The sequence below is a fragment of the Streptomyces sp. NPDC052299 genome (assembly GCF_040679335.1).
In the GTDB taxonomy this organism is placed as follows: Bacteria; Actinomycetota; Actinomycetes; order Streptomycetales; family Streptomycetaceae; genus Streptomyces.
Window position 1 is genome coordinate 241,806 of the sequence record NZ_JBFAUP010000006.1, and the last position, 19,578, is coordinate 261,383.

19 protein-coding genes, 1 tRNA gene and 1 riboswitch are annotated in these 19,578 nt (G+C 72.9%); of the genes, 11 read left to right on the plus strand and 9 right to left on the minus strand.

Annotated elements, in window-relative coordinates:
* Positions 1 to 63 precede the first annotated feature (63 nt).
* The 3 genes from AB0L33_RS12930 to ligD all read right to left on the minus strand — a co-directional run bounded on the left by AB0L33_RS12930 (position 64) and on the right by ligD (position 3,543).
* The gene (locus AB0L33_RS12930) at positions 64 to 399 is read right to left on the minus strand and encodes a zinc-ribbon domain-containing protein (RefSeq protein WP_365680534.1); all 336 of its coding nucleotides are present in this window, start codon (positions 397 to 399) and stop codon (positions 64 to 66) included.
* Complete coding sequence (locus tag AB0L33_RS12935) at positions 396 to 2,510, minus strand: PBS lyase (RefSeq protein ID WP_365680535.1); 2,115 nt, start codon at positions 2,508 to 2,510, stop codon at positions 396 to 398. The genes AB0L33_RS12930 and AB0L33_RS12935 overlap by 4 nt, the downstream gene beginning before the upstream one ends.
* 139 nt (positions 2,511 to 2,649) lie before the next feature.
* On the minus strand, positions 2,650 to 3,543 hold the full coding sequence (ligD, locus tag AB0L33_RS12940) for a non-homologous end-joining DNA ligase (protein WP_365680537.1): 894 nt from the start codon (positions 3,541 to 3,543) through the stop codon (positions 2,650 to 2,652).
* A 61-nt stretch (positions 3,544 to 3,604) separates the two neighbouring features.
* On the opposite strand from ligD, the gene AB0L33_RS12945 reads away from it, so the two are divergent.
* The gene (locus AB0L33_RS12945) at positions 3,605 to 4,639 is read left to right on the plus strand and encodes a Ku protein (protein ID WP_365680539.1); all 1,035 of its coding nucleotides are present in this window, start codon (positions 3,605 to 3,607) and stop codon (positions 4,637 to 4,639) included.
* Between the two features lie 82 nt (positions 4,640 to 4,721).
* On the opposite strand, the gene AB0L33_RS12950 is transcribed toward AB0L33_RS12945, so the two are convergent.
* Positions 4,722 to 6,632, minus strand: a complete 1,911-nt coding sequence (locus tag AB0L33_RS12950; RefSeq protein ID WP_365680541.1) for a S53 family peptidase — start codon at positions 6,630 to 6,632, stop codon at positions 4,722 to 4,724.
* Positions 6,633 to 6,878: 246 nt separating this feature from the next.
* Positions 6,879 to 6,994, plus strand: a riboswitch (ZMP/ZTP riboswitch).
* Positions 6,995 to 7,008: 14 nt separating this feature from the next.
* Between AB0L33_RS12950 and glyA the strand changes: the two genes are divergently transcribed.
* Positions 7,009 to 8,316, plus strand: coding sequence for a serine hydroxymethyltransferase (glyA, locus tag AB0L33_RS12955; protein ID WP_365680543.1), 1,308 nt, complete (start codon positions 7,009 to 7,011; stop codon positions 8,314 to 8,316).
* A gap of 47 nt (positions 8,317 to 8,363) precedes the next feature.
* Here the strand turns inward: glyA and AB0L33_RS12960 are convergent, their stop codons facing one another.
* Together AB0L33_RS12960 and AB0L33_RS12965 are read right to left on the minus strand one after the other, a co-directional pair.
* Positions 8,364 to 8,609, minus strand: coding sequence for a DUF397 domain-containing protein (locus tag AB0L33_RS12960; protein ID WP_365680545.1), 246 nt, complete (start codon positions 8,607 to 8,609; stop codon positions 8,364 to 8,366).
* Complete coding sequence (locus tag AB0L33_RS12965; RefSeq protein ID WP_365680547.1) at positions 8,606 to 9,469, minus strand: helix-turn-helix transcriptional regulator; 864 nt, start codon at positions 9,467 to 9,469, stop codon at positions 8,606 to 8,608. Before AB0L33_RS12965 ends, AB0L33_RS12960 begins: the two co-directional genes overlap by 4 nt.
* Positions 9,470 to 9,669: 200 nt before the next feature.
* On the opposite strand from AB0L33_RS12965, the gene AB0L33_RS12970 reads away from it, so the two are divergent.
* From AB0L33_RS12970 to AB0L33_RS12990, 5 genes are all read left to right on the plus strand, one after another.
* On the plus strand, positions 9,670 to 10,521 hold the full coding sequence (locus AB0L33_RS12970) for a hypothetical protein (RefSeq protein ID WP_365680549.1): 852 nt from the start codon (positions 9,670 to 9,672) through the stop codon (positions 10,519 to 10,521).
* A 299-nt stretch (positions 10,522 to 10,820) separates the two neighbouring features.
* Positions 10,821 to 11,705 carry a MarR family transcriptional regulator gene (locus AB0L33_RS12975; protein ID WP_365680551.1) on the plus strand — a complete coding sequence of 295 codons (885 nt, stop codon included), beginning with the start codon at positions 10,821 to 10,823 and terminating at the stop codon, positions 11,703 to 11,705.
* Positions 11,706 to 11,776: 71 nt separating this feature from the next.
* The gene (locus AB0L33_RS12980; protein WP_365680553.1) at positions 11,777 to 12,229 is read left to right on the plus strand and encodes an ATP-binding protein; all 453 of its coding nucleotides are present in this window, start codon (positions 11,777 to 11,779) and stop codon (positions 12,227 to 12,229) included.
* Positions 12,230 to 12,370: 141 nt separating this feature from the next.
* The gene (locus AB0L33_RS12985) at positions 12,371 to 12,664 is read left to right on the plus strand and encodes an AbrB/MazE/SpoVT family DNA-binding domain-containing protein (protein ID WP_365680555.1); all 294 of its coding nucleotides are present in this window, start codon (positions 12,371 to 12,373) and stop codon (positions 12,662 to 12,664) included.
* A 21-nt stretch (positions 12,665 to 12,685) separates the two neighbouring features.
* Complete coding sequence (locus AB0L33_RS12990; RefSeq protein WP_365680557.1) at positions 12,686 to 13,003, plus strand: hypothetical protein; 318 nt, start codon at positions 12,686 to 12,688, stop codon at positions 13,001 to 13,003.
* A 67-nt stretch (positions 13,004 to 13,070) separates the two neighbouring features.
* Here the strand turns inward: AB0L33_RS12990 and AB0L33_RS12995 are convergent, their stop codons facing one another.
* Together AB0L33_RS12995 and AB0L33_RS13000 are read right to left on the minus strand one after the other, a co-directional pair.
* Positions 13,071 to 14,015, minus strand: a complete 945-nt coding sequence (locus tag AB0L33_RS12995) for a peptidoglycan-binding protein (RefSeq protein WP_365680559.1) — start codon at positions 14,013 to 14,015, stop codon at positions 13,071 to 13,073.
* Between the two features lie 45 nt (positions 14,016 to 14,060).
* Positions 14,061 to 15,065, minus strand: a complete 1,005-nt coding sequence (locus AB0L33_RS13000) for a peptidoglycan-binding protein (protein ID WP_365680561.1) — start codon at positions 15,063 to 15,065, stop codon at positions 14,061 to 14,063.
* Positions 15,066 to 15,327: 262 nt separating this feature from the next.
* On the opposite strand from AB0L33_RS13000, the gene AB0L33_RS13005 reads away from it, so the two are divergent.
* The gene (locus AB0L33_RS13005) at positions 15,328 to 16,158 is read left to right on the plus strand and encodes a DUF2690 domain-containing protein (protein WP_365680563.1); all 831 of its coding nucleotides are present in this window, start codon (positions 15,328 to 15,330) and stop codon (positions 16,156 to 16,158) included.
* A gap of 61 nt (positions 16,159 to 16,219) precedes the next feature.
* Here the strand turns inward: AB0L33_RS13005 and AB0L33_RS13010 are convergent.
* Positions 16,220 to 16,291: transfer RNA gene (locus AB0L33_RS13010), tRNA-Arg, on the minus strand.
* 216 nt (positions 16,292 to 16,507) lie between these two features.
* On the opposite strand from AB0L33_RS13010, the gene AB0L33_RS13015 reads away from it, so the two are divergent.
* The 3 genes from AB0L33_RS13015 to lysA are packed head-to-tail and all read left to right on the plus strand — an operon-like array spanning position 16,508 to position 19,485.
* Entirely contained in the window at positions 16,508 to 16,921 is a 414-nt protein-coding gene (locus AB0L33_RS13015; protein ID WP_365680827.1) for a response regulator, read from the plus strand.
* A 55-nt stretch (positions 16,922 to 16,976) separates the two neighbouring features.
* Positions 16,977 to 18,068: an ArgS-related anticodon-binding protein NrtL gene (nrtL, locus tag AB0L33_RS13020; protein ID WP_365680565.1), complete on the plus strand. Its 1,092-nt coding sequence runs from the start codon at positions 16,977 to 16,979 to the stop codon at positions 18,066 to 18,068.
* 25 nt (positions 18,069 to 18,093) lie between these two features.
* Positions 18,094 to 19,485, plus strand: a complete 1,392-nt coding sequence (gene lysA / locus AB0L33_RS13025) for a diaminopimelate decarboxylase (protein WP_365680567.1) — start codon at positions 18,094 to 18,096, stop codon at positions 19,483 to 19,485.
* Positions 19,486 to 19,578 lie beyond the last annotated feature (93 nt).

Consider the following 19,578-nt stretch of genomic DNA (forward strand, 5'->3'; position numbering starts at 1 on the left):
CTCTTATGTGTATTTAGTGCTGATGGCGCATTCGGTGCTGACGCCCGGTCAGGGCGGCGCCGCCTACTGCTGGTACGGGTTCTGCCCCTGCCCCGAAGGCCCCTGGGCGCCCGGCGCGTAACCCTGCTGCGGCGCCTGTCCGAACGGGTTCCCGCCCTGCGAGGCCATCTGCTGGGACAGCAGCTGGTCGGCCTGCTCCTTGGGTATCCGCTGCTCGCCGCCGCAGAACGTGCACTGCGTGGCGTACGAGGTCGAGATCGGGAACAGCGGCACGAAGAACAGCGTGAACTTCGTGACCCGCTTGCGCAGCGTGTGCGCCGCCGGGTTCCCGCACCAGCCGCAGACCAGCGTGAGGATCGCCAGCTGGTACAGATAGCCCCGCGTGCCGAAAATGATCATGTCGATTCCTTCCCCGTGTTCCCCGGGAGCGCCCGGCGGCAGAGCGCCAGCAGCTTTTCGTCGGTGTACGTGTCGTGGCTGCCGTAGGCGCCTTCCGGCGCGTTGTGACGGCGTACGGAGGTGAGCTCGGCGAGCAGCACACGTGCCGCGTCCGACCCTGCACCAGCGGGCCCCGTCCGCGCCAGGCATTCCGCCACCCGGACCCGGACCCGCCGGTTCTGCTCCCAGGCGGCCAGCAGCACCGGGACGGACTCCTCGGCACGACCGGAAACCTCCCACAGAGCGATCGCCGCGTCCACCCTCAGCCACACGTTCCCTTCGTACAGCAGCTCCCGCAGCCGGGGCGCGGTCGCCGCCGCCCGCGCGCCGAGCCGCCGCACCGCGCCCGCCGCCGCCCGTCGCGCGTCCACGTCCCAGGCGGCAAGACCGGCGGTCAGCGCGGGCAGCACCGCGTCGGCGTCCCCCTCCACCGCCCACAGCGCCCCGGCCGCCTCCGCAGCCTCCACCGTGCCGGTCCGCCGCATCAGGGCCCGCAGTTCCGGTACGGCGCAGAGCGAGGCGGGCCCGAAGGCGCCGAGCGCCCGTAACGCCGCCGTGCGCAGCCGTTCGCCGCCGGACTCCGGCGCCCCGCGCAGCACCCGCAGCACCTCCGGGGCCGCCGCGCCCGCCCGGAGCGCGGTGAGCGCGCCCAGCAGCGGCCCCACCCGGTCGAACGCGCACTCGTCGAGCACCGCCTCGCCCAGCCGCCGCTGCAGCGCACCGGTCAGCGGCCGGGCCGCCTCGCCCAGGCGGGCGACCCCGGTCTCCAGCTCGGGCGGCACCAGGGGATGTCCGAGGGCCGCCGTCAGGGCGGGCAGGGCGCGCGGGTCGCCCAGCCGGGCCAGGGCCGTCGCCGCACTGCCCAGCCGGGTCCGCCCGTCCGGACAGGTCCGCACCCAGTCCCCGGGGTCCGCCGCGACCCGCGCCGCCAGCGCGTCCGCCGCCGGGGCGGCCAGCCCGGACAGCCCCTCCAGCAGGTGCGCCGCCGCCTCGGCGAGCCTCGGCTCGGGCGCGGCCAGCTGCTCGCCCACCAGCCGCACCAGCTCCGCGTACGAACCCCGCCAGCCGCCGATCAGCCGGTCGCTCATGCGGACGGCGTCGACGCGCTGCCAGGGGTCGGGGCTGCGCAGCTGGTCGGCCAGGAGCGCGGTCCGCTCGGCGACCCGGTCGTCGAGCCCGGTGTGCAGCGCGCGCAGCAGATCGGCCGTCCAGGGCGCGGCCCGCCCCGCCGTCTCCTCGGCGGACAGCGCCCGCACCTGCCCCCGCAGGGTGAGCGGGACCGCCTCGGCTTCCGGCCCCGGCGGCTCCACGGGGCGCGCCCGGGGACCGCCGGGGCCGGAGGACGAGGTGCGCAGCTGCCCCAGCAGGCCCGTCACCACGGGCACCACGTCGCCCGGCAGCGCGCCCGGGGCGCAGCGCGCCAGCTGGGCCAGGGCCGCGAGCCGAAGCCCCGGCGGCCCGGGGTCCCTCGCCAGCCGGCCGAGCCAGTCGGCGACCGGACCCGCCAGCGGCCGGTGGCGCAGGGCGAGCCGTCCCGCCGCCTCGACCAGGGCGAGCCGCACCTCCTCGTCCCGCTCCGCCGCCAGCCGCGCCCGCAGCAGGGCCAGCACCCTGGCCGGGTCGTCGTGCAGGGCGGCCAGCGCGAGCGGGGCGCTCAGCCGTACACCGGGGTCCTCGTCGGCCAGCAGCGCGAAGAAGACCCCGGCACCGGCGGTGACGGCCGCCGCGGCCATCGCGTAGTTGGCGGCGCCCTCCGCCTCGTCCTCGCCGATCTCCGCCTCGTCGTCCGCCCCGAGGTCGATGCCGCCGATGCTGGTCAGCAACTCGACTATGTCGCCCCGGTCCGGCACCCAGGGATCGGCGACCAGCTCGAAGAGGAAGGGGATGGAGGCCAGGGTGCACGGATAGACCTCGCCCTGGTGGTGCACCGCCCCGTACATCCCGTCCAGCGCCCGTTCCCGCTCCGCCGGATCGGGGGAGGCCAGCCCCCGCAGCAGCGCCGGCACGTCGTCCGCCGGTCCGTAGGCATGTCTCATCGAGGCCCAGTCGACCTCTTCGATCCCCGCGAACACGCCATCGCCTCCCCGCCGACGTCACACACGCAGTGTCTGCGCAGAGTGTGCACCACGGCCCGGGCGATCCGGTCCCGTCCGGCGAGGATTTGCTCTGCGCCATGACAGAGTCGCGCCCGTGCGGTATGCGCGGGGGCGGCTACGCGTGCGGAAGCGGCCGCCCCTCTTCCGGTTCGCAGAGTGGGGCCAGCAGATCGCCGTGCCGGTCGAGGCGTGCCGCCATGGCGTCCGCCAGGAACACCAGATCGCCGGGGGAGCGGCAGCCCTCGATCTCCGCCCAGGTCACCGGCGCCGAGACGGCCGGCTCGGCGCGGGCGCGCAGGGTGTAGGGCGTGGCCGTCGTCTTCGCGGCGGCGTTCTGGCTGAAGTCGACGAAGACCTTCCCCGGCCGCAGCGCCTTCCGCATCCGGTGCACCACGAGGTCCGGGAGCTCCTTCTCCGCGCGGACGGCCAGCCCCTTCGCGTACGCCGACACCGCCGCCGAGTCGGTGGGGACGATCGGGACCAGCAGATGCAGGCCCTTGGCGCCCGAGGTCTTCCCGTACGCCGTGAGGCCGTCCTCGGCCAGCCGCTCCCGCAGCCACAGGGCGACCCGGCAGCACTCGACCACCGTCGCGGGCGGCCCCGGGTCCAGGTCGAGGACCAGCCGGTCGGCCACCGCGGGGGTCTCGGCCCGCCACTGGGGGGTGTGGAACTCCACCACCAGGTTGGCGGCCCACATCAGCGAGGCGAGGTCCTGCAGGACCACCTGTTCGGACGGCTCGCTCTCGCGGTGCGGCACCGGGGCCCGGCGTACCCAGGACGGAGTACCGGGCGGCGGGTTCTTGGTGAAGAAAAGCTGGCCCTCCGGCCCGTCCGGATAGCGCAGGAAGGACACCGGCCGGTCCCGCAGATGGGCGAGCAGCACCCCGGCCGCCGTGGCCGCGTAGTAGTGCAGCACCTCGCCCTTCGTGGTGCCGGTGGCCGGATACAGCACCTTGTCCAGATTGCTCAGGGACAGCCGTCGCCCCTCCACCTCGGTGATCGGCGTCATACGATAAGAATCACACGCATAACGCATCTTTCTCCGCATATGCGGATTCAAGGGGTGAATCGTGAGGTCCATCTGGAACGGCGCCATCTCCTTCGGGCTCGTCAGCATCCCGATCAAGCTGGTCAACGCCACCGAGAACCACTCGATCTCGTTCCGGCAGATCCACGTCGAGGACGGCGGGCGCATCCGCTACCGCAAGGTGTGCGAGCTGGACGGGGAGGAGGTGACCTCCGCCGAGATCGGCAAGGCGTACGAGGACGCCGACGGCACGATGATCCCGATCACCGACGAGGACCTGAGCCATCTGCCGCTGCCCACCGCGAAGACGATCGAGATCGTGGCCTTCGTCCCGGCCGACGCGATCGACCCGCTCCAGATGGACGCGGCGTACTACCTCTCGGCCAACGGCGTCCCGGCGGCGAAGCCCTACACCCTGCTGCGCGAGGCCCTGAAGCGGAGCCGGAAGGTGGCCCTCGCCAAGTACGCGCTGCGCGGGCGCGAGCGGCTCGGCATGCTCCGGGTCGTGGACGACGTGATCGCCATGCACGGGCTGCTCTGGCCGGACGAGATCCGGGCCCCCGAGGGCGTCGCCCCGGAGTCCGACGTGACGGTGCGCGACGCGGAGCTGGACCTCGCGGACGCCCTGATGGACACCCTCGGCGAGGTCGACATGGACTCGCTGCACGACGACTACCGGGAGGCCGTCGAGGAACTGATCGCCGCGAAGGCGTCGGGCGAGGCGCCGGAGCCGGCCGACAAGGGCGCGAAGGGGGGCGGCAAGGTCATCGACCTGCTCGCGGCCCTGGAGAGCAGCGTCAAGGCGGCGAAGGAGGCCCGGGGCGAGGAGGGGGAGGAGTCCGTGGCGGACGTCACCTCCCTGGCGGACCGCAAGTCGTCGGGCGGCGCCGCCAAGAAGTCCGCCTCCTCGCCGAAGTCCACCGGCGGCAAGAAGTCCACGTCGAGCGGCAAGGGCAAGCCGGCGGCCAAGAAGACGGCCACCAAGAGCACCGCGAAGAAGACGGCGGCCAAGAAGACGACGGCGAAGAAGCAGAGCGGGTCGAAGAGCGCGGCGTCCCGCAAGCGCGCCTCGGCCTGACGCCTGACGCCTGCCCCCGTCATGGACGCGGGGCCGGCCACCGTGATCGGTGACCGGCCCCGCTCGTCCCAGCGCCGGGCGGTCAGCGCCGGCGGTAGGAGCTCACATAACCGGCGGCCGGGGTGCCGACGCCCGTCACGTCGTCGTAGCCGTGCACGGCCGCCAGCGAGGCGTCCTTGCCCAGGCTGCGCACGGTGGTCCGCAGACCGTCCGCCGCGTCGTACCCGTTGATGTAGTCCACCCGGACCACGGCCAGGTCGCGGTCCGCGCCCAGCGGGTGGTCGGTCACGTCGTGGTACGCCTTCGAGCCGTACCGGGCGTAGATCGCCGGGTTGGCGAAGCCGATCGGACGCCCGTGCCGGGCCTCCTGCGCGAGGGCCTGGATGCCCGCGATGACCGGGGCCGCCAGCGAGGTGCCGCCGATGCGGTACTCGTCGTAGCCCAGCGAGCCGTCGGGCAGGGTCTGGGTCTGGCCGACCAGGAAGCCGGTGTTCGGGTCGGCGACGGCCGCGATGTCCGGGGCGGTGCGCATCCGGGTCTTCCCGTTCGCCTGAGCCAGCGAGTCGGGCACGATCCCGCGCTGGTAGGACGGCTGCTTCACGGTGGAGCTGGTGCCGCCGCCCGCGCCCGAGGTGTAGGCGCCGGGGAATCCGGTCCAGCTGCGGCCGTCCGCGGCCAGCGGGGCGTTGAGCGTGCCCCAGCCGGTCTCCCAGAGGTACTTGTCGTGCTTGCCGACCGCGAGCGCGGTGCCGCCGACCGAGGTCACCCAGGCGGAGTTGGCCGGGACGTCGATCTGCTTGGTGCCGGTCGAGGCGACGTTGTCGCCCGCGTCACCGGAGGAGAAGTAGAAGCCGATGCCCTCGACCGCGCCCATCTTGAACACCTGGTCGTAGGCGAGCGCCAGGTCCGGGGTCTGGTTGGCCTCGACGTCGCCCCAGGAGTTGGAGACGATGTCCGCGAGGTGGTGGTCGACCACCTTGTTCAGCGAGTCCAGCAGGTCGTTGTCGTAGCAGGAGGCGCCGCCCACGTACACGATGTCGGCGGCGGGCGCGACCGCGTGCACGGCCTCGACGTCGAGGGTCTCCTCGCCGTACCAGCCGGACGCCCCGCACTCCTCGGTCTTCGTGTAGTCCTCGGGCAGCACCTGGCTCAACTGGCCGCGCTTGTAAGGCGCGTCGCCGTTGCGCTTGGCGTATTCGGCGGCGTCCTTCGCGATGGTCGGCGAGGCGTACGCGTCGGTGATGGCGATGGTCACCCCCTTACCGGTGTAGCTCCCGGCCCCGTACGCGGCACGCAGCTGCTTGCCGGTGTAGCCCTTGACCGCGTACGGCGCCTTGGAGCCGTACGCGTCCGGCAGCGTGGTGGCCGTCTTCTGCCCGAAGTACGTGGAGAGCGGGCCGGAGTTGCGGAAGACCGCGTCCGGCGGCGGCAGCACGTCGTCGTGGCGCGAGGTGTGCGGGGCGTTGTCCAGGCCGGACACGGCGAGCACGGCGTCGGCCAGCGCGGCGGGGACCGAGGCGGTGGCGGAGGGGGCCCGGTAAGTGCGTCCGCCCTTGCGGTAGTTGCGCAGCTGGGTGGAGAACACCTTCTCGGCCGCGGCGACGTCGCCGGTGGCCGAGACGTAGTGCTCGTTCGCCCCGGTGACCGTCAGCCCACCGGCCTCCAGCCACTGGCGGACCTGGTCGGTCTGCTCCTGGGTGGCCCCGAACCGGGCCTTGGCCTGCGCGGGGGTCAGGAACTTCCCGTACGAGGAGGAGTCCGGGTCCGACACGGCGGCGGCGTAGGCGGCGAGGCCCTTCGCGTCCCGGCCCGCCAGGTGCACCCGGACGGACACCTTGGCGCTGTCGGACGCGGCCCCCTGGTCGGCCGTGGCCGTGGCCCAGGACGGCTTGGTGCCCTGCAGCGCCTCCCGGCCGCTGTGCGCGGAGTCGGCACTGGCGTCGGGCATCCCGAGGGCGAGCGCCCCGGCGAGCAGCGGCAGTGTCACTGCCATGCTCAGCCCGGCACGTCGTCCGGCGCGGCTGAATATCAAAACAACAACCCCCTGCGATATGGGTCTCGCGTGCGGAGCATGTGCCGAATGAAGTGCACATGTAATGCGCCACTGTGGCGAGGAACGATTCATGCAGGGGGCATGCATTGGCCAAGAAACAGCCAAGTACGCCCGGCCGAGAGCCGGTTCACCCGAAATTGCCGGGTAGATGATCATTGTGCCCCTCGCCCGGGTGCGCGGTAAGGTACGGAGGGCCGCGACTGGCGCGCACCTTCTCGCAAGGTGCTCAGTGGAATCGACCACGAGGGAGCGGCACACCCCGGGGGCGTCATGCCGGAGAGCCGTCCGCCTGGGCATCCGGGTCCACGCCGCAGCCATGCGACCGACCCGGGAGGAACCCGTGACCGCGTCCGTACCCGCACATCCCCGCCACCCCGCCCTGGCGGGCGCCGACCCCGAACTCGCCGCCCTCGTGGCCGCCGAGGAGCAGCTCCAGGCGGACACCCTGCGCCTGATCCCCAGCGAGAACTACGTCTCCGCCGCCGTGCTCGAAGCCTCCGGCACCGTGCTTCAGAACAAGTACTCCGAGGGCTACCCCGGGAAGCGCTACTACGAGGGCCAGCAGGTCATCGACCAGGTCGAGACGCTGACCGCCGAGCGCGCCAAGGCCCTCTTCGGCATGGACCACGCCAACGTCCAGCCGTACTCCGGCTCACCGGCCAACCTCGCCGTCTACCTGGCCTTCCTCAAGCCCGGCGATACCGTGCTCGGCATGGCCCTGCCCATGGGCGGCCACCTCACGCACGGCTGGGGCGTCTCCGCCACCGGCACCTGGTTCAACGGCGTGCAGTACGGCGTGCGCCGCGACACCGGCCGCGTCGATCTGGACGAGGTACGCGACCTGGCCCTCGCCGAGCGGCCCAAGCTGATCTTCTGCGGCGGCACCGCCGTGCCCCGCACGATCGACTTCGCGGGCTTCGCGGAGATCGCCCGCGAAGTGGGCGCGGTCCTGGTGGCGGACATCGCGCACATCGCGGGCCTGGTCGCGGGCGGCGCCCACCCCTCGCCCGCGCCGCACGTGGACGTCGTCTCCACGACCACCCACAAGACCCTGCGCGGCCCGCGCGGCGCGATGCTCCTCAGCCGCGCCGAGTACGCCCGCGCCCTGGACCGCGCCGTCTTCCCCGGCCTCCAGGGTGGCCCGCACAACCAGACCACGGCCGCGATCGGCGTGGCCCTGAAGGAGGCGGCCACCCCGGACTTCCGCGCCTACGCCCACGCGGTGGTGGCCAACGCCCGCGCACTGGGCGAGGAGCTGGCGGCCCGGGGCTTCGACCTGGTCTCCGGCGGCACGGACAACCACCTGCTGCTGGTGGACCTCACGGCCAAGGACGTCCCGGGCAAGCCGGCGGCGAAGGCCCTGGACCGGGCGGGCATCGTCGCCAACTACAACGCCGTCCCGTACGACCCGCGCAAGCCGTTCGACCCGTCGGGCATCCGCCTGGGGACGCCCGCACTGACGTCGCGGGGCGTCCCGGTCTCGGAGATGGCCCGGATCGCGGAGTGGATCGACCGCGTGGTCACGGCCGCCCGGGCGGGCGACGAGGACACGGTCGGGAAGGTGCGGGCCGAGGTGAAGGAGCTGATGGACGCGTACCCGGCCCCGGGGCTGCCGGTCGGCTGAGCACATGACAGTGCCCCGCACCACCGGTGCGGGGCACTGCGCGGGGCTCAGCCCTGGACGGCGTACGCGACGAACTCGCCCCAGGCCGTGGGCGAGAGGGCGAGCTCGGGGCTGCGCTGGTCCTTGGAGTCGCGGACGTGGACGGCGGCGGGGCAGGTGGCGACCTCGACGCAGCTGTCCCCCTCGGAACCGCTGTAGCTCGACTTGTGCCAGTCCATCGCCACCTCGACACAGGCGTCACCCTGCGAGCCGCTGTAACTGCTCTTGAACCAGGTCAGGCTGGACGTGCTCATAGCGCTCCTCGCATTCGCTTCAGCAGGCTCAGCGAGTCCTCGGGGCTCAGAGCCTGTGAGCGCAGTTTCGCATACCGCTGCTGAAGGATGCTGATCTCTTTCGGATCGGAGATCAGCCGCCCGTTCTGCTGACCCTCCGAGTAGGCGAACCATCGGTGTTCGGGCGTCTCCGCCAACAGGATCGGGCCATCCGTGCCTGCGTGGTGTGGCTGACGCGTGGGCATGATCTGAAACTCCACGTTCCAGTTCCCCTCGATCAACTCAATCAAGTGATCCAGGAGTTCACGCGTGACGTCGTCCCCGCCTGTGTGCCGCTCCAGCACCGACTGCTCCACGATGAAGCTGAACGCAGTGGGTGGCCTCCGGTCGATGGACAGCAGCTCCTGACGGGCCAACCGTGCCGCGATTCGCTGCTCCAACTCCTCAGGGTTCGGCAAGGGCGGCACGTCGAGCGAGATGGCCCGTGCGTACGCCTCGGTCTGCAACAGGCCCGGAATCACCCGGCAGTCGTACGTGTAAAGGCTGATCGCGGTCGCTTCCAGGCGTGCCCACTGCACGAACCAACTCGCCAGCCCGGGCTGCCGGGTCAGGTAGGGCGCGGCCTTGCGGAGGGCCCCCGTGTTGCCGAGGGCCGGTTCCGCGCTCTCCACGAAGCCGCGTTCCGGCCACCGTCGGCCCTGCTCAATGGAGGCGATCGTGTGCTTCGAGTAGCCGACGAGTTTGCCGAACTGCTCGCGGCTCAGGCCCGCGTGTTCGCGCAGGGCATGGACGACCGCGCCGAAGGTGCGCAGACTGTCCGAAGCCTCCGGCTCCGTACCGCCCGCAGATCCCGTACCGCCGTCCGTGTTCCCGTAGGCCATCGTGGCCACCTTTCGCGCCGCCGCACCCCGTCGTACCGCTTCTGACTCGGTGTCATGGTCGAGGCGGGGGCTACGTACTGTCCACCAGGCGTGTGCGTACGCTGACGCAGCGTACGCGCTCCGGGCCTGGTGTGAGCGGGGTTCTCGGCGTTGTGTGCGAAGGACCGCGCCGGGGCGTCGACCACCTGTACGTTCCCGCCATGGACATGGACAAAACGAGCGAGAACGCGGAGTCGCGGTTCTCCGCTCTCCTCGCCGCTGCGGCGAAGCTTCCGGGCGTGCGGATCGACCGGGACGCGTACCTCCGGACGGCCCTGCGTCGTCACTGCTCGGAGGAGGACATCCGCCGGGCGACGGAGGAGACCCCGGCGGCGGCGGGGATACCCCTCGATGTCCTGGACCGGGTGGCGAACGAGTCGATCCGCTACGAGACCGCCAAGGTGAGCGCGCTCTCGGCGGCCACCGGGCTTCCGGGCGCCCTCGCCATGCCCGCCACCGTGCCCGCCGATCTCGCTCAGTACGTCGGACACATGCTGCGGATCGCGCAGAAGCTCGCCTACCTCTACAGCTGGCCCGATCTCTTCTCCGGCGAGGACGACGTCGATGACGCGACCAGGAGCGTGCTCACGCTGTTCTTCGGGGTGATGTTCGGGACGCAGTCCGCGAACGTGGCCGTGGGGAAGGTGGCCGAGGCGATCTCCAAGGAGGTCGCCAAGAAGCTGCCGCAGAAGGCGCTGACCAAGGGCGTCGTCTATCCGGTCGTGAAGAAGGTCGCCGCACACCTCGGGGTCAAGATGACGAAGCAGACCTTCGCCAAGTCCGTCTCGAAGGCCGTTCCCGTCGTCGGGGCCGTGGTGTCCGGCGGGTTCACCCTGGCGACCTTCCTCCCCATGGCGAAGAGGCTCAAGAAGCATCTCTCCGGCCTGGAACTCGCCGAGCCGACCGGCCAGGTCATCGTGGGCGAGACCGTACCGCCCACGGACGAGGTGAACATCCCGAAGCAGGGCCGCGATTGGCGGCTCGTGCGGCGCCGCAAGGAAGTCGAGGAGTGATCGCCCGCCCGGATCCCGGGTCTCGGATCTCGGGTCCCGGGCGGTGTGTTCGGGGTGCGCTTGAGCTTCGGGATCCGAGACCCGAGCGGTGTTCTTCATCCGGCGGGGAAAGGCGGGAAGGGGAAACCCTCCCACCCTCCCCACCCCGTCACGGCCAGCAAGTATGACTAATTGTGAGCGAGTTGCAGCGGAAAGTCGCGACTGCTTACGGTGCCCCCAACGAAACGACCCCGACGCGGTGTTCTCAGCACCGGCCGGGGTCTGACCAAAGATCGAATCCACTGGAAAGTACCGATCTCATGGCTGCTCAGCACTTTAGTCCCGCCCTCCCCGCGCCCGAAGCGCCGCGCCCGCACCGCGCGGCCAAGTCCGGCTACGGCAAGCAGGCCGCCCCCGGCCAAGCCCCCTCCCGCCCGGCCGACTTCGCCTCCCTGCCCGAGCGTGAGCGGTACATCGCGGGCTACATCGACCGCCTCCCCGAGGGTGCCGCCATGGACATCAAGTCGCTGGCCAAGGACCTCCCCCTCTACGGCCAGATGGCCATCGGCTCCGCCCTGCGCGCGCTCGCCGTGGCCGGACACCTGCGCCGCGTACGGCGCCGGGTCGAGGGGGAGGGCGCGAGCCGGTGGGTGACGTACACCTACTGGTCCCGGACCGCCCGCGACAACGAGTGGTGGACCGCCGCGCTCTCCGGGCCGACCGACGTACCCCCGCAGCGCACCGCCCCCGAGCCGCCCGCGCTGCCGAAGGCTCCCGGCGCGCCCTCCGCCGCCTACCTCACCCTCGCCGCACTCGGCCGCCGCGACCCCCGGCTGGCGCTCTCCGCCGCCGACTGCGCCGCCCTGGAACCGCTGGCCGCCGCCTGGTTCGCGCGCGGCGCGGGCGCCGAGCACCTGACGTCGGCCCTCACCGCCGGACTGCCGGAGGCTGTGACGCACCCGCTCGGCCTGGTGCGCCGCCGCCTCACGGACAAGATGCCGCCGCACGTCCCGGACGCGCCCGGCCCCGCGAACGGCCTCCGGGTCGAGTGCGTCGAATGCGGCCGCCCCGGCCCGGCGCCCGCCCTCCGGGACGGCCTCTGCCGCCCGTGCCGGGGCCCGCAGGCACGGACCGCGCCCCCGGAAGCCGCCGACGGGGTCCCGGCCCGCGTCGCCGGGCTCCGGGAGCTGATGCGGACACCCTGAGCGCGTACGCTCACCCGGAGTACGCAGGTGATCACTGGTGCGCGCCACCGGCGTACCGCCATTTTGGGGGCATGACACCACTGCCCACCGCGGACGCCCCCCACGCTCCGGCCACCGCATACGCGTTCACCCAGCGCTTCAGCTCCACCCCGCGCGGCGCCCGGCTCGCCCGTCGCCTCGCCCTGCACCAGCTCGACGCCTGGGGCGTGCCGCACGGCAGCACCGCGTCCGACACCGCCGCCGTGCTCGTCGCCGAACTCGCCGCCAACGCCGTCACGCACGGCCGCGTCCCCGGCCGCGACTTCGAGCTGTCCCTGCGCCTCACCGGCCGGACCCTCCGCATCGAGGTCTCCGACGCCCGAGGCGAACGCCGCCCGCCCGCCGGAGGCGTGGCCGAGCCCGCGCCGCTCGCCGAGGAGGGCAGAGGGCTGCTCCTGGTCGCGGCGCTCGCTCACCGCTGGGAGGTGCTGGACCGTGCCCCCGTCGGCAAGACGGTCGCGGCCGAGCTGGAGCTGCCGGGCTGATGGCGGGCTGCGGAGTCTGCTGAGCGACGCAGAAGGGGGGGGAGAATCCGAAAGTAGGAAAGTGCGAGGCTCGCACTTTCCTCCGGCCCCGGGTACTCTGATGCAACGAGGCAGACAGGGATGCGGAGAGGGAGGTCACTCATGGCTGCGACCACGTTCCATGCCGGCGTACGCGACAAGGGGCAGCTGACGCTGCCCGTAGGGGTCCGCGAGGCGCTGGGGGTCTCCCCGGGTGACGAGCTTGAGTTCGCCATCAACGACGACGGGGTTGTCGAGGTGCACGGACTACGGAAGATCCGCACGGACCAGGCGTGGTTCTGGACGGAGCGGTGGCAGGCGGGTGAGCGCGAGGCGAGTGAGGACATCGCCGCTGGGCGCACCACCCGGCATGAGGACGCGGACGCGATGTTCGCGCACCTCGCCGAGGAGAACTGACCCCGACCCCTGGGAGGCCCATTGCCGACTTTCGAGACGACCGCTCGCTTCGACCGTGATTTCAAGAAGCTCCTCCCTGAGGAGCGGGCGCGGTTCCAGGACTGCATCCGGAAGAAGTTCGTGCCGGACGCGGTCGACGGGCGGTTTCGGCCCGGCCTCCGGGTCAAGCCGGTCCAGGGAGTCCCGCTCCCGGCCGGTGCACGTCCCGTCATGGAGATGGCCTGGGCGCCCGACGGGCGTGCCACCTGGCAGTACGCGGACGAGGTCCGCGCGGGTGAGCCGCACATCGTCTGGCGCCGGGTCGGCGGACACGAGATCTTCGATCCCGGCCCCGCTTGAGGGACAGAGGGCCGCACACGGTGTGTGCGGCCCTCGCGCGATGCCGGGGCTGCCCGACGTGGGGGCCTCAGCCGGTGGTGAGCAGGCGCTGCCAGGTCGCGGGGCCGGTGATGCCGTCGGCGGTCAGCCGGTGGCCGCGCTGGAACACGCGGACCGCGTCGGCCGTGGCGTTGCCGTAGGCGCCGTCGACGGCGATGCGGGCGCCGTGGCGGCGCAGCTGGGTCTGGACGGCCTTGACCGGGGTGCCGTGCGCGCCGGAACGCAGGGTCGGGGCGAGGCGCTGCCAGGTGACCGGGCCCAGGATGCCGTCGGCGCGGAGGCGGTGGCCGCGCTGGAACGCCTTCACCGCCCGGGCCGTGGCGGGGCCGTAACGCCCGTCGGCCTTGATGCCCAGCAGCTGCTGGGCCGTGGTCACCGCGTGCCCCCGTGAGCCGGAGCGGAGGGTGGGCCAGGCCCGGCTCACGGGCGTGGTCGAACCGCCGGGACGGTAGGTGATGTCCCAGTGGTTGCCCTCGCGGAGGTACTCGACGGTCCCGGCCACGCGCTTGGAGCCGCTGGTGGGGCGGGAGTGGTTGACGATGTACCTGTTGATGCAGTCGCCGAGGGCGATGTCGACCTTGTACCCCTTGCCGTGGGTGTAGGCGCCCTTGGTCGTGTGCGGCGGGATCTCGGCCGCACCGGTGATGACGATCCGGCAGCGGCTCGCGCGCCGCAGGGCGATCACTCCGTCGACGGTCGTCCTCCGGATGCCCTGGAAGCTGGTGCAGCCGTTCCGGTTCTTGTCCTCGCAACCCTTGCTGGCTCGCCAGGCGATCCCGGCCCGGCGGAGCTTGGCCTTCGCCTGGGACGGGGTGTAGTAGGGGGACGCGGCCGGACGGGCGGCGGCGGTGCCGTGCTTGCCCGGGGTGGGGGACGTGGCCTCCGCCGCGGTGCCGAGCAGCAGGGTGGCGGCCGTCGCGGTGCCGATCGCGAGCGTGAGCAGGCGGGCGGGGAGAAGCTGCGTACGGGACACGGTGTGCACTCCTTGCGTGGGTGTGGGGTGGGGAAACGGGCGGCGTCAGGCGCCGCGCGGGGAGACGTAGCCGGAGACGGGGTGCGAACGGGTCCGGGCCGTGCGCGGGTCGATGTTCTTGCGGAGGGTGACCTTGTCGCCGTAGTTGCCGTCGACCGTGTCGATGCGCCCGTCGCCGTGGACGGCGACGACGATGCCGACGTGGCCGCCGGTCCGGTTGGCGGGCTTCCCCCACACGACGATGTCGCCGGGCTGGGGACCCGTGCGGTGGAAGAGGCCGTTGCGCTGACCCCACAGCCCGACCGCGCGGGCGACGAGCGTCCTCGGCACCGACGAGTCCTGGACGCCCGCCTTCCGCCACGTCCACGAGGCGAACGCGGCGCACCACGCCGTGTGCGCGCAGTCCTTGAGATAGGTGCGGCAGCCGGACGGTTCGGAGACGCCGATCTGGCCGCGGGCGGTGGCCACGATCCGGGCGCGCAGTGCGGAGACGTCGCCGGAGGGGTGGCCGGGGGCGGCGGTGGCGGCGAGCAGCGCCGCCCAGGTGCGCGCTCCGGCCACCCCGTCGACGGGCAGCCGGTGGGCCCGCTGGGCCGCCCGCACCGCGTCGCCCGTCTTCGGACCGAAGGTTCCGTCCCGGTCGATGCGGTGGCCCTCCTGGACGAGCTGGCGCTGGAGCGCCCGTACGGCCCTGCCCTCCGCCCCGGGCCGCAGGGTGACGGCCAGGGCCACCCAGGTCCGCTTGCCGACGACGCCGTCCGGGGTCAGGCGGCGGGACGACTGGAAGCCCTTCACCGCGCGGGTGGTCGCCGCTCCGAACACCCCGTCCGCGGCCACCGGGCGCCCGGCCCCGGCGAGCAGGTCCTGGACGGTGCCGACGTCCGTACCGCGTGCCCCGGCCCGCAGCACGGGCCACGTTGCCGCGGTCCTCACGACGGAGGCGTGCGAGGCCGGGGCGGCGGCCGCGAGGGAGGGGGCCACGGGTGCGAGCAGCGCACCGGACAGCGTGACGGTCAGCAAGGCACGGGAGAGAGCGCGGGGCCGGATCACAGGGTTCTCCTTCGAGGTGGCCTCCGCCGCGCAGGGCACGACGAGCCACGCCGTGGCACGGCGAGGAAGCCCGTTCGGGGCGGAGGGAGAGGGATGTGCGGCGCCGCGTCGGCGACCGCCGGACACAGATTGCCCCGCCGGCCCGACGGGCCTCTACTCTGCGCTGGGGGCCGTCTCATGCACCGCTGATTCAGCGGTCATGCACGGCCCTGACCTGCTGTTTCGTAGCTGTGCATGCATATGGCGATCAAGGGATGGGCAGATGGGGCAACCCGATCAGGTGAATGCGGGGGCCGAGTTGTCCACGCTGCTCCGGCAGTGGTGGCAGGGCGAAGAGGTCGTGCTCAAGCAGGACTCCGTCGTCGGCAAGCTCAAGGCACACGGAATCGAGATCACCCAGGCGACGCTGTCCCGGTACCTGGACCCGGGCAAGCCGTCGATCGCCCGGGAAGAGGTGATCAGGGCGCTCCACACGATCTTCCGGCGCCCGCCGGAGGACCTGCCGCTCGCCCTCGGCCTGTGGGAACGCGCCACCACGGAACGCACGGCCCGGAACCGGACGCGGGCGACGCCCCCGGCCGACCCGGCACCAGGCCCGCAGCGCCCCTCGCGCCGCCGGCCCTACGGACTCGCCGCCGCCGTCCTCGTCCTCCTCGGCGCCGGGGCCCTGTGGCTGGCCGCCCCCTGGGAGAGCGCGCGTCCATCCGACGACGCCGCGCCGGCCGCCGCCACCCCGTCGCCAGGGGCCCTGGCCGTCTGCGAGGGAGAGGCGTGCACCGGACTGGAGCCCAACTACACGGTGTGCCGCAACGACGCGGTCACCACCTTCGTCGACGCCGACGAGGTGGTCGGCGTCGAGCTGCGCTACAGCCGGGCATGCAAAGCGGCCTGGGCCAGAATCGGCCAAACCCGTCCCGGAGACATCGCCCGGATCACCGACCGCGACGGGCGGACCCAGAAGCGAGCGCAGATCAGCGGGCACGGAACCCACTCCGCGATGCTGCCGGCCGCCCACCCCCGGGACGTCAGGGCCTGCGCGGTGCTCGCGGCGCGCACCATCTGCGCCAACATCCCCACCAGCGCCGGACGATGACACAAAAAAGCGCTGACCGACATTTCTGTGGGTCAGCGCTTCTGTGGCACTTCCTGCGAAGTGCCCCCGGCAGGATTCGAACCTGCGCACCCGGCTCCGGAGGCCGATGCTCTATCCCCTGAGCTACGGGGGCGTATCGCGGTGCTGCTCTGCGACGGGTGAAACACTACCAGCTCCGACGGGGTGCCCGTGAACAGGTATTGCGCGTCATCGCGTGAGGGCGCGTGCCCCCTCGTACACACATTTGGCCATCCTCGTGGGGCCTCCTCCGGGGGCGGAAGTGGGCAAAACCCGGACGCAGCCACTCCGGTGCGCCTACTCTCGAAGGGTGTCTGGGGCATGCGGCCGCGTGCTTGTTGTCGACGACAACAAGGTCATCCGGCAGTTGATCAGGGTCAACCTTGAGCTGGAGGGCTTCGAGGTCGTGACCGCGGGCGACGGTGTCGAGTGTCTGGATCTCGTGCACCGGGTCCGCCCCGACGTCATCACGCTCGATGTGGTCATGCCCCGGCTCGACGGCCTCCAGACCGCCACCCGGCTGCGGTCCGACCCGCGCACCGGGCATGTGCCGCTCGCGATCGTCAGCGCCTGCACGCCGTACGAGGTGGACCACGGGGTCGCCGCCGGGGTGGACGCGTTCCTGGCCAAGCCGTTCGAGCCGGGCGAGCTGGTGATGCTCGTGCGCCGGCTCGCGGAGCGGGGCCGGGCGACCGCGCCGGTCACCGGGCCGGGGGCCGGGCGGGCGGAGAGCGCCGCCGGCTGACCGCATGGCGAAACCGGTTCGCGAAGGGCCCCCCTCCCTCCCATACGCTTGTCCCGTGACCCCCGTCGATCTCTCCACGACCGTGCTGCACGCCGTGCGCCGCGCGGTCCGCGAGGACGCCCTGCACGCGCCCGTGCCCGCGCGCGTACGGGTGGAGAGGACCCGGCCCGGCGGACGCGGCGACTACGCGAGCGCCGTCGCGCTGCAGCTCGCCGGACCCGCCGGCCTCCACGCCCGCGAGGTCGCCGAGATCCTGCGCGACCGGCTCGCCGGGGCCCCCGGAGTCGCCGGGGTCGAGATCACCGGACCCGGCTTCCTCAACTTCACGCTCGACGCCGCCACCGGCGCCGCCGCCCACCGCGACCTCGTCCACCGGGTGCGGGAGCAGGGGGAGCGGTACGGGCACGGGGACACCCTCGCCGGACAGCGGCCGCACCTCGTCCACGCCCGCGAGGTCCGGGCCGCCGTCACCGCCGACGCCGTCCGCCGCCTCCTGGCCGCCCAGGGCGCCGGCGCACGCCTCGCCTGCGAGGGCGGGCCGGACCCGGACTGGACGCGGCTCAGGGTGAGCGCCGAGGCGTACGACATGCCCGCGGGGGCCGCCGGTGCGCGGGCGGAGGCCCCGATACGCCCCGTCCCCGCCGGGGACACCGCCGCCGACCTGCTGGCCCGGCTCGGCCCCGACGCCGCCCGCTGGGGTCTCCTCCGGCCCGCCGGGCACGACCGAGCCCCGCTCGGGCCCGGGCTCCTCGCGCAGACCGAGGCCAACGCGCTCTTCCGCGTCCGCTACGCCCACGCCCGCGCCCGCGCCGTGCTCCGGGGCGCGGCCCGGCTCGGGGTCGCCGCCGCGGGGCCCGGTGAGGACATCGACACCACCGGGGCCACCACCCTGCTCACCCTCCTCGACGCGCACCCCGCCGTCCTCGCCGCCGCCGCCCGCCACCGCGCCCCCGACCGGCTCGCCCGGCACCTCGAAGCGGTCGCCGCCGCCTTCTTCGACTTCCACGACGCCGCCCCCCCGCTTCCCGTCGGGGACGAGAAACCCTCGGCCGCCCACCGCTCCCGGACGGCCCTCGCCGAAGCCGCCGGGACGGTGCTGGCCGGCGGCCTGTCCCTGCTCGGCGTCAGCGCGCCCGAACACCTCTGAGCACCCGAAAGAGCAGAGCCACACGATGAGCCGATCCGCACACCCCGCCGGACCCCGTCACGCCGACGTCATGTCCGACGGCCACTACCTCGCCCCCGCCGACGACCTCAACGTCCTGGACGAGAAGGTCTGGTCCCGCACCGTCGCCCGCGACGAGCACGGCGCCCTGACCGTCGGCGGGCTCACGGTCTCCCACCTCGCCGAGGAGTTCGGCACCCCCGCCTACTTCCTGGACGAGACCGACTTCCGGTCCCGCTGCCGCGCCTGGGCCGACGCCTTCGGGCCCGGGGCCGACGTCTTCTACGCCGGGAAGGCGTTCCTCTCCCGGGCCGTCGTGCGCTGGCTCAAGGAGGAGGGGCTCAACCTCGACGTCTGCTCGGGCGGCGAGCTGGCCACCGCGCTCGACGCGGGGATGCCCGCCGAGCGCATCGCCTTCCACGGCAACAACAAGACGGTCGAGGAGATCGAGCGCGCCGTCGCCGCGGGCGTCGGGCGCATCGTCCTCGACTCCTTCCAGGAGATCGTCCGCGTCGCCCACGTCGCCCAGGGCCTCGGCAAGCGCCAGCGCGTCCAGATCCGGGTCACCGTCGGCGTCGAGGCGCACACCCACGAGTTCATCGCCACCGCCCACGAGGACCAGAAGTTCGGCATCGCGCTCGCCGGGGGACAGGCCGCCGAGGCCGTGCGCCGGGCGCTCACCCTGGACGGGCTCGAACTCGTCGGCATCCACTCCCACATCGGATCGCAGATCTTCGACATGGCCGGCTTCGAGGTCTCGGCCCGCCGCGTCGTGCAGCTGCTCGCCGAGGTGCGCGACGAGCACGGCGTCGAGCTGCCCGAGATCGACCTCGGCGGCGGCCTCGGCATCGCGTACACCTCCGAGGACGACCCGCGCGAACCGCACGAGATCGCCAAGTCGCTCGGCGACATCGTGACCCGCGAGTGCGAGGCCGCCGGGCTCGCCACCCCCCGCATCTCCGTCGAGCCCGGCCGCGCCATCGTCGGCCCGACCGCCTTCACGCTGTACGAGGTCGGCACGGTCAAGCCGCTGGAGGGCCTGCGCACCTACGTGAGCGTCGACGGCGGCATGTCGGACAACATCCGGACCGCGCTGTACGACGCCGAGTACAGCGTCGCGCTCGCCTCGCGGACCTCGGACGCCGAACCGATGCTCGTCCGGGTCGTCGGCAAGCACTGCGAGAGCGGCGACATCGTGGTCAAGGACGCCTTCCTGCCGGCCGACCTGGCCCCCGGCGACCTCATCGCCGTGCCCGCCACCGGCGCGTACTGCCGTTCCATGGCGAGCAACTACAACCACGCCCTGCGCCCGCCGGTCGTCGCCGTGCGGGACGGGGAGGCGCGGGTGATCGTCCGGCGCGAGACGGAGGAAGATCTCCTGCGTCTCGATGTCGGCTGATGCCGTATTTCCGGGGGCGTACCACGCTGCCCCCGTAAACATCTCAGGATCCGGACGGGTGGCGGGAACACCCGTCCGGTGAGTGAGACTGGT